This is a genomic window from Vibrio zhugei, from assembly GCF_003716875.1.
In the GTDB taxonomy this organism is placed as follows: Bacteria; Pseudomonadota; Gammaproteobacteria; order Enterobacterales; family Vibrionaceae; genus Vibrio; species Vibrio zhugei.
Genome location: NZ_CP033078.1, coordinates 2423842 through 2441196, shown reverse-complemented (window position 1 = coordinate 2441196; position 17355 = coordinate 2423842). Strand labels below are relative to the sequence as shown.

At 45.5% G+C, this 17355-nt stretch carries 14 protein-coding genes; 10 read left to right on the top strand and 4 right to left on the bottom strand.

Features of this window, described 5'->3' with window-relative positions; all coding sequences use genetic code 11:
* Positions 1–55: 55 nt before the first annotated feature.
* From lepB to acpS, 6 genes are all read left to right on the top strand, one after another.
* Positions 56–952: a signal peptidase I gene (lepB, locus tag EAE30_RS16400; protein WP_123016882.1), complete on the top strand. Its 897-nt coding sequence runs from the start codon at positions 56–58 to the stop codon at positions 950–952.
* A gap of 34 nt (positions 953–986) precedes the next feature.
* Complete coding sequence (rnc, locus tag EAE30_RS16395; RefSeq protein ID WP_123016881.1) at positions 987–1664, top strand: ribonuclease III; 678 nt, start codon at positions 987–989, stop codon at positions 1662–1664.
* Positions 1657–2625 (top strand): GTPase Era, encoded by a 969-nt coding sequence (gene era / locus EAE30_RS16390; protein ID WP_123016880.1) that lies wholly within the window; start codon positions 1657–1659, stop codon positions 2623–2625. Before rnc ends, era begins: the two co-directional genes overlap by 8 nt.
* Positions 2626–2711: 86 nt before the next feature.
* Positions 2712–3437, top strand: a complete 726-nt coding sequence (gene recO, locus EAE30_RS16385; protein WP_123016879.1) for a DNA repair protein RecO — start codon at positions 2712–2714, stop codon at positions 3435–3437.
* Entirely contained in the window at positions 3434–4165 is a 732-nt protein-coding gene (gene pdxJ / locus EAE30_RS16380; RefSeq protein ID WP_123016878.1) for a pyridoxine 5'-phosphate synthase, read from the top strand. Before recO ends, pdxJ begins: the two co-directional genes overlap by 4 nt.
* A gap of 5 nt (positions 4166–4170) precedes the next feature.
* Positions 4171–4557 carry a holo-ACP synthase gene (gene acpS / locus EAE30_RS16375; protein ID WP_123016877.1) on the top strand — a complete coding sequence of 129 codons (387 nt, stop codon included), beginning with the start codon at positions 4171–4173 and terminating at the stop codon, positions 4555–4557.
* A 90-nt stretch (positions 4558–4647) separates the two neighbouring features.
* Here acpS and barA read toward each other — a convergent pair whose 3' ends face one another.
* The 4 genes from barA to EAE30_RS19210 all read right to left on the bottom strand — a co-directional run bounded on the left by barA (position 4648) and on the right by EAE30_RS19210 (position 10596).
* Positions 4648–7425, bottom strand: a complete 2778-nt coding sequence (gene barA, locus EAE30_RS16370; protein ID WP_123016876.1) for a two-component sensor histidine kinase BarA — start codon at positions 7423–7425, stop codon at positions 4648–4650.
* A gap of 193 nt (positions 7426–7618) precedes the next feature.
* On the bottom strand, positions 7619–8788 hold the full coding sequence (locus tag EAE30_RS16365) for a glycoside hydrolase family 30 beta sandwich domain-containing protein (RefSeq protein ID WP_123016875.1): 1170 nt from the start codon (positions 8786–8788) through the stop codon (positions 7619–7621).
* Positions 8789–9175: 387 nt separating this feature from the next.
* A complete protein-coding gene (tnpC, locus tag EAE30_RS16360; protein ID WP_315972111.1) occupies positions 9176–10321 on the bottom strand; it encodes an IS66 family transposase in 1146 nt (381 codons plus the stop codon).
* Between the two features lie 14 nt (positions 10322–10335).
* On the bottom strand, positions 10336–10596 hold the full coding sequence (locus EAE30_RS19210; RefSeq protein ID WP_315972110.1) for a DUF6444 domain-containing protein: 261 nt from the start codon (positions 10594–10596) through the stop codon (positions 10336–10338).
* Between the two features lie 426 nt (positions 10597–11022).
* Between EAE30_RS19210 and rlmD the strand changes: the two genes are divergently transcribed.
* The 4 genes from rlmD to EAE30_RS16340 all read left to right on the top strand — a co-directional run bounded on the left by rlmD (position 11023) and on the right by EAE30_RS16340 (position 17341).
* Entirely contained in the window at positions 11023–12342 is a 1320-nt protein-coding gene (rlmD, locus tag EAE30_RS16355) for a 23S rRNA (uracil(1939)-C(5))-methyltransferase RlmD (RefSeq protein ID WP_123016874.1), read from the top strand.
* Between the two features lie 68 nt (positions 12343–12410).
* The gene (relA, locus tag EAE30_RS16350) at positions 12411–14633 is read left to right on the top strand and encodes a GTP diphosphokinase (RefSeq protein ID WP_123016873.1); all 2223 of its coding nucleotides are present in this window, start codon (positions 12411–12413) and stop codon (positions 14631–14633) included.
* Positions 14634–14699: 66 nt separating this feature from the next.
* Complete coding sequence (gene mazG / locus EAE30_RS16345; RefSeq protein WP_123016872.1) at positions 14700–15527, top strand: nucleoside triphosphate pyrophosphohydrolase; 828 nt, start codon at positions 14700–14702, stop codon at positions 15525–15527.
* Between the two features lie 176 nt (positions 15528–15703).
* On the top strand, positions 15704–17341 hold the full coding sequence (locus EAE30_RS16340; protein WP_123016871.1) for a CTP synthase: 1638 nt from the start codon (positions 15704–15706) through the stop codon (positions 17339–17341).
* The last annotated feature ends 14 nt before the right edge of the window (positions 17342–17355 follow it).

The window sequence follows — 17355 nt, the reverse complement described above, 5'->3', positions numbered from 1 at the left end:
GTATAAGTGAAAGAGCTCTGCTCTTTCACTTTCGTATTTTTAGATAAGGAAAGTCATGGCCAATCAATTCTCACTTTTTCTGGTTATTTTTACGCTCGTAACCGGTGTTATTTGGGTCTTAGAAAAGTTTGTCTGGGCAAAAAAACGCCAAGAAAAATTTGAAAAGCTACAGGCAGAAACGAATGGCCTTGACCCTGAATTAGCGGATAAGCTTGATCCTCAACCTTGGTGGGTGGAAAATAGCGTTTCGCTGTTTCCAGTGATTGCATTTGTGTTGATTTTGCGGTCATTCATTTTTGAACCGTTTCAAATTCCATCAGGCTCCATGATGCCAACCTTATTGGTCGGCGATTTTATTGTGGTTGAAAAATATGCCTATGGCATCAAAGATCCGGTATGGCATAAAACGCTTATTAAAACCTCGGAACCTAAGCGTGGTGATATTGTGGTTTTCCGTTATCCATTGAATCCGAGTGTCGATTACATTAAACGTTTAGTTGGCTTACCCGGGGATACGATTCGCTATAGTCGCACTAAACAGGTTTGTATCCAGCCTAAAGGGCAATCAGAATGCAAACCCGTGCCACTGAGCGATGTGCAAAAAAGCCAATTTGTACAAGGGGGCGTTCCCTTAATGCAATTGGATGAACAATTAGGTAAAGTGCAACACAAAATTTTGCTCAATCCGCTGCATGCTGATCGTGTGAGTGATTACCGTCCTCGCCCTGGCGTGAATGAGTGGGTTGTGCCTGAAGGACATTATTTCATGATGGGTGATAATCGTGATAATAGTGCCGATAGCCGCTTCTGGGGTTTTGTACCCGAAGCCAATTTAGTGGGTAAAGCCGTTGGGATTTGGATCAGTTTTACTTTTGATCGCAAACCTGACTCTCTATTGCCTACTTGGGTTCCAACCGGTGTACGTTTTAACCGTATCGGTGGAATAGAATAGTCTAGAACCTCTAGCATTAACGCATCGAGAGAGTATGAATTCTCCAATTTATCAATTAGAAAAAAAGATCGGTTACTCGTTTCAGAGTGCCGATCTCATGACCTTAGCGCTGACACACCGTAGCGCGAATGGAAAACACAATGAACGTCTTGAGTTTCTGGGCGATTCAATTTTAAGTTTTGTCATTGCCGATGATCTTTACCACCGTTTCCCTAAGGTGAATGAAGGGGATATGAGTCGCATGCGTGCGACCTTGGTGAGAGGAAATACCTTGGCTGAACTAGGCCGAGAGTTCGGTTTAGGAGATTACTTAAAATTAGGTCCAGGTGAATTGAAAAGCGGCGGTTTTCGTCGTGATTCGATATTAGCGGATGCGGTTGAAGCTATTATCGGTGCAGTTTACCTTGATAGTGATCTAGAAGTGGTGCGTGGCATCATTTTAGGTTGGTATCAATCTCGCTTAGAAAGCATTGAGCCGGGAGTGTCACAAAAAGATCCGAAAACACGTTTGCAGGAGTTTTTACAAGGCAGACGTAAGCCACTTCCGGTCTATACTGTTAGTAACATTAAAGGTGAAGCACACAACCAAGAGTTTACGGTTGCATGTGATGTGGCAGGCATTGGAGAGCCTGTTATTGGAAAAGGTACCAGTCGTCGCAAGGCAGAACAAGCGGCCGCTGAGTCAGCGTTAGAGCAATTGACCAATGTCTGAAGATAACGAATTTGATATTGATGCATTCTTTGCATCCCCAGAAAAAGCGCCGACGTCTCCTGAAAATCAGCACTGTGGTTTTGTGGCGATTGTTGGTCGTCCCAACGTCGGTAAATCGACGTTGTTGAATAACCTGCTGGGACAAAAAATTTCCATTACGTCACGCAAACCGCAAACGACGCGTCACCGGATCATGGGCGTTGACACAGAAGGCGATTACCAAGCCATTTATGTGGATACCCCAGGACTTCATATTGAAGAAAAGCGTGCGATTAACCGCTTAATGAACCGTGCGGCAAACAGCTCCCTTAGTGATGTTAACCTTGTCCTATTTTTGGTTGATGGCACACACTGGACGGCTGACGACGAAATGGTCTTCACCAAGTTACAAAAAGCGAATTTCCCCGTTGTTTTATGTATCAACAAAGTGGATAACGTGAAAGAGCGCACTGAGGTGATGACGCACATGCATGAGTTATCACAGCGATATGACTTTGTCGATGTGGTTCCGATTTCTGCAAAACATGGCACCAATGTCGATGTGCTTCATAAGCATGTTCGTCAGCATTTACCGAAAGCGGTGCACCATTTTCCCGAAGAGTATGTGACGGATCGTTCGCAACGTTTTATGGCGTCGGAAATCTTACGTGAAAAACTGATGCGTTTTACGGGCGAAGAACTGCCGTATTCGGTCACGGTAGAAATCGAACGATTTGATTACAATCCAGATACCGACGGTTTTCGTATCAATGCGTTGATTTTAGTTGAGCGTTCTGGTCAGAAGAAAATGGTGATCGGCACCAAAGGCGAGAAAATCAAAACCATTGGACGCGAAGCTCGCCTTGATATGGAAGAGTTATTTGGGCGTAAAGTGTATTTAGAAACGTGGGTAAAAGTGAAATCTGGCTGGGCCGATGACGAACGCGCCTTGCGCTCTCTTGGTTACATCGACGATTTATAAATTTACGCAACACCGAGCCGTACCAAGGTACGACTCGGTATTTTCCTTCTTCTGGTATGTGCTAGGCTGTCATTGGGTAAAAAACTATGACTGACGGTTTACAGCGTTGCTTTGTGCTTCACCGACGGCTATACAGTGAAACGAGCTTAATTCTTGACGTGTTCAGTGAAGAGTATGGGCGTTTATCGATCATGGCCAAAGGGGCGAGAAGTAAGCGTTCGAATTTGAAGGGCGCATTACAACCTTTTACTCCCTTATTGCTAAAGTGGTCAGGGAAGGGCTCAATGAAGACCCTGCGACAAGCCGAGCCAATCAGTTTAGGCATTCCACTTACGGGCATTAATCTCTACTCAGCGATGTATATCAATGAGCTGGTTGATCGTATCCTCTCGCCTGAAAGTCCTTATCCTGAATTGTTTCACGATTATCTATTGGCGCTTACGGAACTGGTGCAATGCTCCAACCCTGAACCCCCATTACGACGTTTCGAACTGGCGTTGTTATCGTCACTGGGCTACGGCGTGGATTTTTTGCATTGTGCGGGGAGCGGGGAGCCCGTGGATCCCACAATGACTTACCGTTACCGCGAACAAAAAGGCTTTATTGCTTCCGTCAGAAAGGATAATCTCACTTTCTTGGGGGATGAACTGATTGCCATCAGCGAACGACGTTTTCAAACCCCCGCGCAATTACAAGCCGCTAAGCGTTTCACTCGAATAGCCTTAAAACCGTATCTTGGCGGTAGACCCTTAAAAAGCAGAGAACTGTTTAGACGAACAGTTATACCCAGAGCACGGAGTACTGAGAAATGAGCTCAATTTATCTAGGTGTCAACATCGATCATATTGCTACGTTACGTAATGCTCGTGGCACAAAATACCCAGATCCGGTACACGCCGCGGACATCGCCGAGCGCGCCGGAGCGGATGGCATTACGATACACTTGCGAGAAGACCGTCGTCATATTCAAGATCGTGATGTGCGTTTGTTACGTGAAACACTGCAAACCCGCATGAACTTAGAGATGGCCGTGACTGATGAAATGGTTGAAATTGCGCTCAATGTTCGACCGGAGTATGTGTGTTTGGTCCCTGAAAAGCGTGAAGAGCTCACCACCGAAGGCGGATTGGATGTTCTCGGACAGCAAGACAAAGTGCAAGCGGCGACGCAAAAATTAACTGCAGCGGGTGTTCGTGTTTCGTTGTTCATTGATGCCGATCGGGAACAAATCGATGCGGCTAAGGCGTGCGGCGCGCCCTTTGTCGAGTTGCACACTGGGCATTACGCGGACGCGGAAAATGAAGAAGAGCGTCAGGCGGAATTGAAAAAAATCTCAGCCGCCGCGAGCTATGCCGCGGATCTTGGACTGACAGTTAATGCGGGACACGGTCTGACGTATCATAATGTCGCGGCGATTGCGAAAATCCCAGAAATTTATGAATTGAATATTGGCCATTCAATTATGGGACGGGCGATGTTTGATGGGCTAGCACAAGCCGTCATTGATATGAAACAGGCCATGGTTGAGGCGCGACGTTAATCGTTATGGTGATTGGTTTAGGAACGGATATTTGCGAGATTGAGCGCATCGAGCGTGTCTTAGAGCGCACAGGACAAGCTTTCGCGGCGCGTATTCTTACCCCCAATGAACTCGAGAGTTTTACTCACAGTAAACAGCCAGCACGGTATTTGGCCAAGCGTTTTGCCGTCAAAGAAGCCGCATCAAAAGCACTGGGTACTGGCATCGCGAAAGGCGTCTCTTTTCAGGATTTTGCCATTCGGCATGATGAGCTTGGCAAGCCTATGTTAGTGGTTTCTGGCGCTGCTGAGCGATGGTCCACAAGCAAAGGGATTGTTCACTACCATGTGTCGATTTCTGATGAAAAACAGTATGCCGTTGCGACAGTTATTGCCGAGTCTGCGGGGGCTTAATGTCCATTTCACGCGCCATTAGCCAATAAAAAACGACGCCCCGGCGTCGTTTTTTATTGCACTCAATAGTGGTGGCTTGATACACCTCCATCATGACGAAAGGTGTTGCTGCGCAGCGGCAATGACCTTGTCCATTTCATCTTGTAGTTCAAACAATTCTGGCTCAATATCGGCCAGATTGGCACTGGCCCTGAGCGCATTTTCGATCGTTGCACATAATGCTTGGAGACGAGGCACCCCGCTATACGCACAGCTACCGTGCAGTTTATGAATATGGTGAAGCAGATCTTCTACTGAGTATTGATCATCGGCCAGCGCCTCTTCAACTACCTGTGAAACTTGCGGAATATACTCGATGAGCATGCGTAGCATGTCTTGTGCGAGATCGGTTTTGCCCGCCGCTTGTTTGAGTGCCGTTTGCCAATTGATGGCGGTATCGGTAGAAGTGATGATGGGGGAAGTCTCAGGCGAGGCATCGAAACGCACCGCTTCCAAGAGTTCAGGATCTCGTTGTGGATTCCAGTTGCTGAGAACTTGTTGGAGAACATGTTCTTCAATGGGTTTGGTTAGGTAGTCATCCATTCCTGCTTTTAATAGTCGATCTCGTTCCCCACTCATTGCGTGTGCGGTAACCGCGATGATCGGTGTTTGGCTATTGATGTCTGTGGCGCGGATTTTTTTACTTGCCGTCACGCCGTCCATATGGGGCATCTGAATATCCATCAAAATAATATCAAAGTGATGTTGAGACGCTTCTTGTACCGCATCCATACCGCTCTTACAGCTAATAACGCTAGCGACGCGCTCTTTTAGTAAAACGGTGATCAGTTTCAGGTTGGCAGGGTTGTCATCAACGGCCATGACCGTCAATGGGAGTCGATCCATCACATTAGGTGGACTGAGTTCTTTGAACGTGACAGGGCGGTGTGTGAGTAGAGCGTTGAGCAGTTTCTTGCGTGATACCGGTTTGGTCATGCTCACTACGCCATGATCTTGTACCAGTTCATCGGCTAACGCGATTTCGGTACTCGGAACCCCGACGACCACCTGACCACCCATGGCTTTCAAACTGGCTAATTGTGTATGCAGCTCAGAGCGATTGATTTCCTGTCCCGGTGATAAGTTATATAAAATAAAATCGTAATGCTGCTGATGTTGTGGAACGCTGGAGCGATAAGTGACGTTTATGCCACATTGAGAGAGCGAATATTGCACCACGGAGGCCGCTTGGCGGTTGGGTTCGATTAAGAGCAAAGATTTACCTTGTAGGGCGTCAAGTTCTAAGTAGCTGCTGCTCATCGGCATATCTGTTTGCTGTAGGCGCAGCGTAAACCAGAAGGTGGATCCTTGGTGCAAACGGCTGGTTAAACTGATTTCCCCATCCATTTGGTTAACGAGTTTTTGGGTGATGACCAATCCGAGCCCTGTGCCGCCATAACGGCGTGAAATACTGGCATCCGCTTGACTAAAGGCTTGGAAAAGCTGAGCTTGTTGGCGTTCAGATATACCAATCCCTGTGTCGCGAACCATGAATTGTAGTTCGACATAATCGTCATGCTGAGAGCGCATTTCAACACTGATATCAATGTTGCCATGCTCCGTAAATTTGATGGAGTTGCCCATCAAGTTAGTGAGAATTTGCTGAATTCGAAGAGGATCGCCAACCAAGCCTGCAGGGATATTGCTGTCTACTTTAAGCGTTAATTCTAGGCCCTTTTCATGCGCGGATGTCGCTTGCAAGTTGATGACTTCTTCGAGGGTATCTTGAAACTCAAATGGGATGTTTTCTAAGGCTAACTTACCGGCTTCAAGTTTCGAGAAGTCTAAAATATCGTTGATAATATTGAGTAGGTTATTGGCCGATTTTTCGATAGTTTGTAGATAATCTTTTTGACTATTGGTCATTTGCGTTTTGAGCATCTGACGGGTAAAGCCAATCACACCATTGAGCGGTGTGCGTAGCTCGTGTGACATATTGGCAAGAAACTCTGATTTAATCCGTGCCGCTTCTTGGGCGCGTTTTTTGGCAATATCTAACTCGACGTTCTGAATTTCTAATTGCTCGAGGGTTTCGCGCAAATCGGAGGTGGCTTGATCAATGCTGTGCTGCATTTCCACATGGTATTCAGACAGTGACATTGCCATGGCATTGATGCCTTTTTTTAAATCATCAAGCTCACCGTGTAGGGTGCCTTCAATACGCACATCAAGATGTCCTCGGCGGATTTTGTCGACCACATTTTTCATATTGGTAATCGGCTTGGTCACATCGTGCATCAAGTGCACGGCGAAAATCCCCGAAAGAATTAAGCCTATCAGCAAGACGATACAGGCGGAGAAGATTTCTTGATATTGCTGTAAACGCAGTGAGGAAAGATCTAATTCAATCGCTATATAGCCTAAAACCGGCGCTGTGGTTTCATTGAGATTACTATCGATCAAGCGGCTTTCATCGAGAATTGGGGCCCGTAAGATCAGTGTATTATCATCAAGCAGTGAGGTATTCAGTGTGGGAATGGGTTTACCCTTGGGGTACATCATCTTTTCAAAGTTAGGATGATAGTTGGAAGTGACAAATAATTCGTTGTGGGCATCGAATACCGCAATACTGCGTACAAAGTTGGAATTTTTACGGTGAGCATAGCTAATGATACGTCTTACCGCTTCACGGCTGTTGTGGCGTAATGAGTCTTCACTGGCGATGGATAAGGGCTCAATGATGTTCGAACCATCTTTGACTACCTGATTTTCCAAGTCGTGATAGCGATTGAAAGAGAACAGTGCACTCAGCAATAATCCAATGATCAGCGTCGGTGCAAGAGTTAGCGTGATCACGCGCGCGCGTAAGCCATATCGAGATTTAATCATTATTATCTAAATGTTGTGCTGTAGACATGGAAAAATAGCCAACCATGTCACGGCTCTGGCTATTCGAGAAGCACTTAGCTTAATCAACTCAATTCGATTCGACAATCTTTCCTAAGCCGAATAGTGATACACGGGCAAAAACAACCAAAAAAAAGGTGAGCATTGCTCACCTTTTTCTCTCAATACCTGACGTTTACTCAGAGACGAACGTCATCACTGCCCAGCCATCGGCATAAGCGGTAAAGCGATTATTACTCACTTGGTATTTACCCCCATAAACAACATTCTTAGAGGCAGAGGTCACGTACTTGGTCATTGACCCTACGGTACCATTTTGTAGCGTGAAATCGAGGCGTTTAGAAGAGCCACTGCGGTTCACAACCGCAATCACGAGTTTACCCGAGTTGTTTTTATAGGCGGTGACATAGACATTGGCCTCTGGGCTCTCTGTTGCATCAATTCGTACATCACCCGGACGAATGAATTTAGAGAATTGTGACATCACATAACCACGTTTACTCACATTGCCATCTTCGGTCAATAGGCCGTAGCTACGACGAATATACCACCAGATGTAGGCGCTGTAGTTTGCCACCATGCTTTGGTGAAGCTCAAGACCCACGTCCATCGCTTTATTCCAATCGTTTGCATTATCGGTATCGGTATAGTGCTCTGTCATCCAGAGTTTTTTACCTTTTTGCAGAGCGAGTGGATAATTTTTCGGTTTCACTCCATATAAGTGGCCACCGATAATATCGACATTGCGGCTCGCGGTAGGGTTATTCAAAATTTGGTCAGCAAGGACGGGGTTAAAGCCCAAGGATTCCGGTGCCACAATTTTTAGTGAAGGATCTAAGCGCGAACCTTGACTGTTCAAGTAATTGACAAAATCTGAACCTGACCAATCACAGGACTCATAGTCAGGGTGCCAGTCCGGTTCATTTTGGATCGACAATGCATAAATGGGGGCGTTATTGCTACCCATATAGCTGGCAAAGTCCATCAAGTGATCGGTATAACCCCAATAATGTTGCGTTTCCAATTTACCGCCATTGTTCACATTATTGTTGGTTTTCATGTAAGCCGGTGGTGACCAAGGTGTGGCTAATAATTTCGCTCCGTAAGAATACGCCAATTTTGCGGTCGGCACTTGCTTGTACCACTGGTTCGAATCTGGAGAGATGCGCATGCGCATGATCGATAAACCGATTTGACCGTTACCATTTCCGAATGCTTTGGTTGCTTGTTCTGTGGTTAAATCGGCCACCCACCCTGGGGCGTTCATGCCACCAAAGCCATCGATTTGCTGATGCGGATTATTAAAGTTGACGTATACAGAGCTAGCATAGACATTTAAACTCATTGCTCCGAGTATTAAAGCCGTTGAAATCCTAATGATTTCTTAATTTCCATATCATTTTACCCTTGTTTAGATAATGTGAATGATTTGGCGGATACAGACTGCCAAGGTTGCTCACCAAGTTTCATACCTCTTTGGTTGTATATAACGTAGTCAAAGCAATCTGCAAATTCAAATATCGATTAAATAAATTTGTCTATTTTTATTATTTCATTGCTCCATATCACTTTATGGTTTTTTTAATAAATTCTTCATTATTATTAACAAATGTAATGGATTAATTTATTTGCTTTATAATCATAAAGTTAATTTATTTTTTATTTAAAGGTTTCATGGATTTGGAATATATAAAACTGGTAACCGTTCACCAGTAGGTACTTGATTTGCTCGCTATAGGTTGAACACGTTGGGATAGGGTTGGCGTGCGGTGACCGCTTGTACTATCTCAGAGAGTACTGCATACGTTGATAGTCCGCGTTTTTTACACGTCTCAACAAGCGAGTGGATGCGACCTCTAAATTTATCACCCGCATCGGATGTCGTTCCATAGCTGATTTTTCTCTGAATGACGCAACCACGTATGCGCCTCTCCGCTTCATTATTTGTCAGCGGTATTGAGGTATCGTTCAGGAACAACCATAAGCTTTGCCTATGCTGCTGCAATTTTTCGCATCGTCCTTTATATCTTTGGACTATCAGTGTACTGCCTTTTTCAAGCCAGTCATCGAGGGATTTTTGCAGTCGTTGCATTCGCCGAAGATATTGACCGTGCGTGATTTCCTTTCTTTCAAGACGATGACGAATACGGAAAATCATATTGGCAATCAGAGTTAAACGACGGCCGACGTAAGCGGTATATCCTCCGCCACTATAGTCCGCTATTTGTTGAAGGTTACGTGTGACATGCGACCAGCAGAGTTGATGTTTTTCTGGGTTTATCCAGTTGTAGCTTGGGCATTGGTCACTCACAACGAAGCCTGAGTAATGTTCACCAAGCACCGTTTTCGCAGAATGCATGGAACGAGAGAATAAGATTTTCTCATAAACAAGGTTTTCACTGGCCACAAGCCAGCACCATCGAAGCCCTTCTTCGTCATTACGAGGATGAGAGGTTTCATCAACATGTACCAGTGGTGCGGTTTGGATACTATCTCGAATGGCTTGGTGGAGTGGCGTTAACATCGAAGCGACTTTCGTTTGCGCTTCGCTAATGGCTCCAATAGAGAATGTGGTTCCAAATTGCTCTTTCAGAAGTGAGCGGGTTTTACGGATACTTAAATGGTACTGACCGGCTAATACCGCAATATAGCTGAGAAGATTCGGCCCCATGATCCCTTGAGAAACATGGTCAGGTTTCTTTGCTCTGAGCAGTTCATTGCAGTGCTGGCATTGTCCTGAATACAGTCGGTACTCAGTAATATCTATCGTTGGTTTAGGAATTTCATGGACCTGGTGACGATAAAAAGGCGTGTCATGAACCGTGACGTCAGTGTTACCGCAACATGGACAAGTTGAGTCAGGAAAGCAATCAACCACGACATCACTGTCTTTTAGTTCTGAGAGTTGTCGTTGATGCCCTGAGTGACCCGGTTTAGCTCCGCGCGAATGGCGACCACCAGAGCTTTGAGCTTTTTTCTTTCAGCTCGCTCTTTTGGCCCATCGGTTGAAGGAGGTTTTGAAGAGTTGGAGCAATTGGTCTTGAGTTTATCTTCATAAAAACGCAGTTGTTCCCACAGCTCTTGAATGAGTGCGTTAGCTTCTTTGATATCAGAAGCCACAGGTGGCGCTTCTGTGAATTTGGATTTTTTCATTTTCATGCAAACAGGATGACGCTTAGAAATGATCACTCAACAGTAAAATGTGGATCCAGTGCTGTTGATCACATTTGATATGTCAATGGGGGGCTGGTGAACGGTTACTAAAACTGCGTACCTTAAAATCGGTTATTTATTTTGAATAATGATCACTGTTTCTCAAGGAAATAATTGAAATAGCCAATTAAAGATTTTTTAGGGTGCGATTCTAATTAAGAGGCAGAGGGGCCTGTCCCGCGAGATCGACATTTCCCGATTATTACCTAAACATTGTGCGGTGGATGTGGGAAAATGGTGCTTGTATGGCAGTGCAGCGGTGGTTAAATGCACAACGTTGATGACGTTGCGGTCATTTCGCCATCACTCTGACGCTCAAGAGTGAGAAGTGGGTGACATCATCCCCCAATAACATAGGTAGTTAATATGGCGCGGTTTTATCAACCGAAGAAAAACACCACAATCAATAAAAAGCATCAGTCGGTTTTGATTGAAAAGTTGGATCACCAAGGGGCGGGGATCGCTTTCTTGAATAGAAAACCCGTTTTTATTGATGGCGCGCTACCAACTGAAACCGTATTAATGCAGCTTACTGAAAGCAAAAGTAAATACGCGCGTGGTCAGTTGATCAAGGTTCAGCAACCGAGTGAACAACGTGTCAGTGCTTTTTGTCCTCATTATCAAGTATGTGGGGGCTGTGATTTGCAGCATTTAGAGCGTCAAGCTCAGGTGGATTACAAACAGCAGACACTGTCGCAATTGATGACGAAGTTTTCCGGAGAGTCTTTATCACTATCCGCTCCAATTATTGGAAAAGATGTTGAGTACCGTCGCCGAGCTCGCTTCAGTCTCTTTTGGAATAAGTCGCAGCAGCAACTGTATTTTGGCTTTCGTCAACGGCAAAGTAAGCAAATTGTGAATGTGACCGATTGCCCAGTACTTACGCCGGCATTGAATCGTCACCTCTTACCACTTAAAGCATTGTTAGCAACGTTTGAACGTCCTGATAAACTAGGTCATCTTGAGTTGGTGGAAGGCCGTAATGGCGTTGCTGTCTTATTACGTTATCTGTCCACACTGAGCGGTGAAGATGCCAGCAAACTGCGCAGTTATGCCCAAAAAGAGCAACTGACATTATATTTCATGCCTGAAAGTAATGAAGTAATTCGAGAGGTGGGTGACGAACTTTATTATGATGAAAATGGGGCGACAACCCCATTTACGCCCGTTAATTTTATTCAGGTCAACCGGGATGTGAATGAAAAAATGGTCGCTCAAGCGATTGACTGGCTTGAACTCACCAGTGATGACCACGTACTAGACTTATTTTGTGGCTTGGGTAATTTTAGTTTACCGATCGCGCAGCAGGTTAAGCATGTGACGGGCATTGAGGGCGTGGATGATATGGTATTAAAAGCTCAAGACAACGCTCGCATCAATCAGTTGGAGAATGTGAGATATTATCAGTCCAATTTAGCGGATGATTTCACTGACCAAGCATGGGCTCAGCAAACATTCGATAAAATCTTGCTGGATCCTGCTCGCGCAGGAGCGCCAGGATTGATTGAGCAAATGGGACATTTTGCAGCACAACGTATAGTGTATGTTTCCTGTAATCCTGCTACGCTTGCCCGAGATAGCCAAAGTCTGTTGGCACAAGGGTATCAGTTAGCGAAGCTGGGTATGCTTGATATGTTTCCCCATACCAGTCATTTAGAGTCAATGGCATTATTTATTAAATCATGATGATGAGCCTTTATCACTAAGCCTGACTATGCTCGGCTTATCATCACCAAGACATTAGGACGATATCCATGGTTGCGGTACGGAGCGCACACTTAAATCCCGAGAAGCAGTTTGAGTTGGACACTTGGGTTGCGAGTTTAGGACTCGAGCCTACCATCACTCAACGGTTAACAGAAGTTTATCGCCAGTGTGAAGTCTTATTGGAAGGCAACGCACAAGGGGGATTATTACTGTGGCGTGGGCGAGAAATGATCGAAATTTTGATCACGCTCTCGATGGATAAACCCTCACTCGTGGCTGCTCTTCTTTTACCGATCGCGACCAGTGGTGTGTTAGAGGAAGAAGAAATTACCGAGGTGTACGGTAAAGAAATTCTTAAGCTCATTATCGGGGTCGAAGAGATGGCCGCCATCGGTCAGCTGAATGTGACCTTGCATGGCAGTGAAGCGTCAGCACAGGTTGATAACGTCAGACGCATGCTACTCGCCATGGTCGATGACTTTCGTTGTGTGGTGATTAAGCTTGCTGAGCGTATATGTAATCTCCGTGAAGTCAAAGATGAGCCGGACGAAGTGCGCCGAGCGGCCGCGAAAGAATGTGCCAATATTTATGCTCCGCTTGCCAACCGCTTGGGTATTGGTCAGTTGAAGTGGGAAATCGAAGATTACGCATTCCGTTACCAACAACCAGATACCTACAAACAAATCGCGAAGCAGTTATCTGAACGCCGTATTGTACGAGAACAGTATATCCGTGAATTCGTCGACGATCTGCATCAAGAAATGCAGGCCTCAAACATCAATGCTGAAGTCAGCGGACGTCCGAAACATATTTATAGCATTTGGCGCAAAATGCAGAAAAAGAATTTGGCGTTTGATGAGCTGTTTGATGTGCGAGCTGTCCGGATCATTGCTGACCAACTGCAAGATTGTTACGCCGCACTGGGGGTAGTCCATACTAAATACAAACATTTGCCCAATGAATTTGATGACTACGTCGCGAATCCAAAACCCAATGGGTATCAATCTATCCATACTGTCATTTTAGGCCCAGAAGGTAAAACGATTGAGATCCAGATTCGTACCAAGCAAATGCACGAAGACTCGGAGCTTGGCGTTGCGGCTCACTGGAAATATAAAGAAGGAACGACAGCGGGACGCAGTGGTTATGATGAAAAGATCACTTGGCTACGCAAGCTGATTGATTGGCAAGAAGAGATGTCCGATTCTGGCGAAATGCTGGATGAACTGCGCAGCCAAGTATTCGATGATCGTGTTTATGCCTTTACGCCACGTGGTGATGTGGTCGATCTCCCTATGGGCTCAACGCCATTGGATTTTGCTTATCATATACACTCTGAAGTGGGGCATCGTTGTATCGGCGCTAAGGTGGGGGGCCGTATTGTCCCCTTTACCCATAAATTACAAATGGGTGATCAGGTCGAGATCATCACCTCGAAAGAACCTAACCCTTCTCGTGATTGGTTAAATCCGTCTCTGGGGTTTGTTCACTCTGGACGCGCTCGCGCCAAAATTAATGCTTGGTTCCGTAAGCAAAGCCGCGAGAAAAACTTGGAAGCAGGGCGTGACATTCTTGATTCCGAGTTGAATAAAATTGGGGCGACGCTCAAAGATGCGGAGCATACGGCGCTGAAGCGTTTTAACCTCAACAGTCTGGATGAATTGTTTGTTGGTGTCGGAAGTGGTGATTTAAGAATCAACCAAATAATTAACTATATCAATGCATTAGTTAATAAGCCGACAGCGGAAGAAGAAGATCAACTCGCATTAGAGCGCTTACAGCAAGATGAAGCGAAAGCGCAAATTGCCCAACAATCGAAAAAAGATGCGGTTGTGGTCGAAGGGGTCGATAACTTGATGACCCACTTAGCGCGCTGTTGTCAGCCTATCCCTGGTGACGATATTCGTGGCTATATTACCCAAGGCCGTGGTATTTCCGTGCATCGCAGTGATTGTGAGCAATTAGCTGAGCTGCATCATCATGCTCCGGAACGGATCATCGATACAGTTTGGGGGGGTGGATACGTCGGTACGTATATTCTCACCATGCGGGTGGAAGCGATGGAACGTAGCGGTTTATTGAAAGATATTACGTCCTTACTTGCCAACGAAAAGATCAAAGTGACCAGCATGAAGAGTCGCAGTGATTATAAGCGACAAATGATCGTGATGGATTTTGATCTGGAAGTGAAAAATATTGAGATCTTAGGGCGCGTCTCTAAGCGTATCGAACAAGTTAAAGATGTCATGCAGGTCAGTCGCTTAGGATGATTCAAAACGAATCATCCTTGACGAAATGCTGGATGGTTAAGCCATTAAAGTCGGTAGTATAGTGTTATGTCGAAATCGTCATTGAATGCCATTGAGCAATTACAGAACATCATGGAGCAGTTACGCGATCCGCAACACGGCTGCCCTTGGGATAAACAGCAGACGTTTCATTCGGTCATTCCGCACACCATTGAAGAAACCTACGAGGTGGTGGATGCGATTCATAAGCAAGATTGGCCGAATTTGCGAGAAGAGCTCGGCGATTTACTGTTTCAAGTGATTTTTTACAGCCAACTGGCAAAAGAAGAAGGCTTGTTTGACTTTAACGATGTGGTGGCAGAAGTGAACGACAAGTTAGTACGTCGTCATCCGCATGTGTTTGGAGAACAACACTTTGTCACACAAGAAGAACTCGACGCCAACTGGAACGCGCAAAAACAGCGCGAGAAACAGAGCCAGGGAATTGAGCAGCAAAGCATCCTCGATTCCGTCCCTGACGCGCTGCCTGCTTTAATGCGCGCCAATAAAATCCAAAAAAAATGCAGTCAATATGGCTTTGATTGGGGCGAACTTGAGCCGGTGGTCGATAAAGTGCGTGAAGAGTTGGATGAAGTCGTTGAGGAAGCCGTTCAAGTGCCGAATAACTCCGAGCGGGTGCAAGAAGAAGTCGGTGACTTGCTCTTCTCAGTGGTCAATTTATCTCGTCACTTAGGCATTAATCCAGAATTGGCTCTTGGAGCTGCCAACCACAAATTTGTGCGACGCTTTAAAGGGGTTGAACACCATGTAGAGCAGCGCAATAAGTCGTTGTCTGAGTGTTCGTTGAGCGAGTTGGATGGGTATTGGAACGCGGTGAAAGCGGCAGAAAAAGGCCAAGTTTCTGAAAACACGTAACGGATACTGAATGTAAACCAGAGCGTCGACATTGCAGCACTGGAGTTTGATTTAAAGCAATAAAGAAAAAACTGAGTGTGATAGATTTCACGTTGTGGCAGTAAGTGGGTTCTGGTATCATTTCATCCCGTCCAGAAGAAATTCATTTCCCTCTTTCAACCAATTTCAGGTTAAACATGACGACAAATTATATTTTTGTTACTGGCGGGGTTGTATCCTCCCTAGGTAAAGGTATTGCAGCAGCATCATTGGCAGCGATCTTAGAAGCACGTGGTCTTAAAGTGACGATTATGAAGCTTGACCCGTACATCAACGTCGATCCCGGTACTATGAGTCCGACACAGCACGGTGAAGTGTTTGTGACTGAAGATGGTGCCGAAACAGACCTCGACCTTGGTCACTACGAGCGCTTTATTCGTACCAAAATGACCAAACGTAACAACTTTACGGCGGGTCGTGTTTACGCTGACGTTCTGCGCAAAGAGCGTCGCGGTGATTACTTAGGAGCAACGATTCAAGTCGTTCCTCATATCACCAACTCAATTAAAGATCGTGTTATCTCTGGAGCGGAAGGATACGATGTCGTCTTGGTTGAAATCGGTGGTACAGTGGGGGATATCGAATCTCAGCCATTCATCGAAGCGATTCGTCAATTAGCCATTGAAGTTGGCCGTGAACATACTATGTTCATGCACTTAACCTTGGTTCCTTACTTAGCCGCTGCTGGTGAAGTAAAAACCAAACCAACACAGCATTCGGTGAAAGAGTTACTGTCGGTGGGTATTCAACCTGACGTATTGGTGTGTCGTAGTGATCGTGTGATTCCAGCCAACGAACGTAAGAAAATTGCATTATTCTGTAACGTTGCTGAAAAAGCCGTGATTTCAATGAAAGACGTGGATTCTATTTATAAGATCCCTCAATTGATCAAATCACAAGGCTTGGATGATTTAGTTTGTCGTCGTTTTGGCATTGATGCGCCAGAAGCGGATTTGTCTGAATGGGAACAAGTGATTTATGAAGAAGCGAACCCAACAGGTGAAGTCACTATTGGCATGGTGGGTAAATACGTCGAATTACCGGATGCTTACAAATCCGTCAACGAAGCCCTCAAACATGCTGGACTCAAGAATCGCTTAAGTGTCAAAATTCAATTTGTTGATTCGGAAGACATTGAAAGCAAAGGCACCGAAGTTCTCGAGAATTTGGACGCAATCTTAGTTCCAGGTGGTTTCGGCGATCGTGGTGTTGAAGGTAAAATCCTCGCCGCGCAATACGCCCGTGAAAACAAGATTCCATACCTTGGCATTTGTTTAGGTATGCAAGTCGCATTGATTGAATACTCACGTAATGTCGTGGGCCTGACCGATGCGCATTCAACAGAATTTAACAAACAGACCAAACACCCTGTGGTAGGATTAATCACTGAGTGGGTTGATGAAGAAGGCAAAGTAGAAGAGCGTAGCGAAACCTCGGATCTTGGTGGTACTATGCGTCTAGGTTCTCAGCTATGCCACTTGACAGAAGGGACGAAAGCGTACGAGTTGTATGGTAGTGCTACCATTCATGAGCGTCATCGTCACCGCTATGAAGTGAATAATGTTCTACGTCCTAAGATTGAAAAAGCGGGTTTGAAAGTATCCGGTTTATCAGCAGATAAAAAATTAGTCGAGGTTATTGAGAACCCTGCACACCCTTGGTTTGTTGCGGCTCAATTCCACCCAGAATTCACGTCAACCCCTCGTGATGGACACCCACTGTTCTCTGGATTTATTAAAGCAGCGGGTCAATACCAGCGTGGCGAGTTGGAGTAAAAGGATACGGGGGC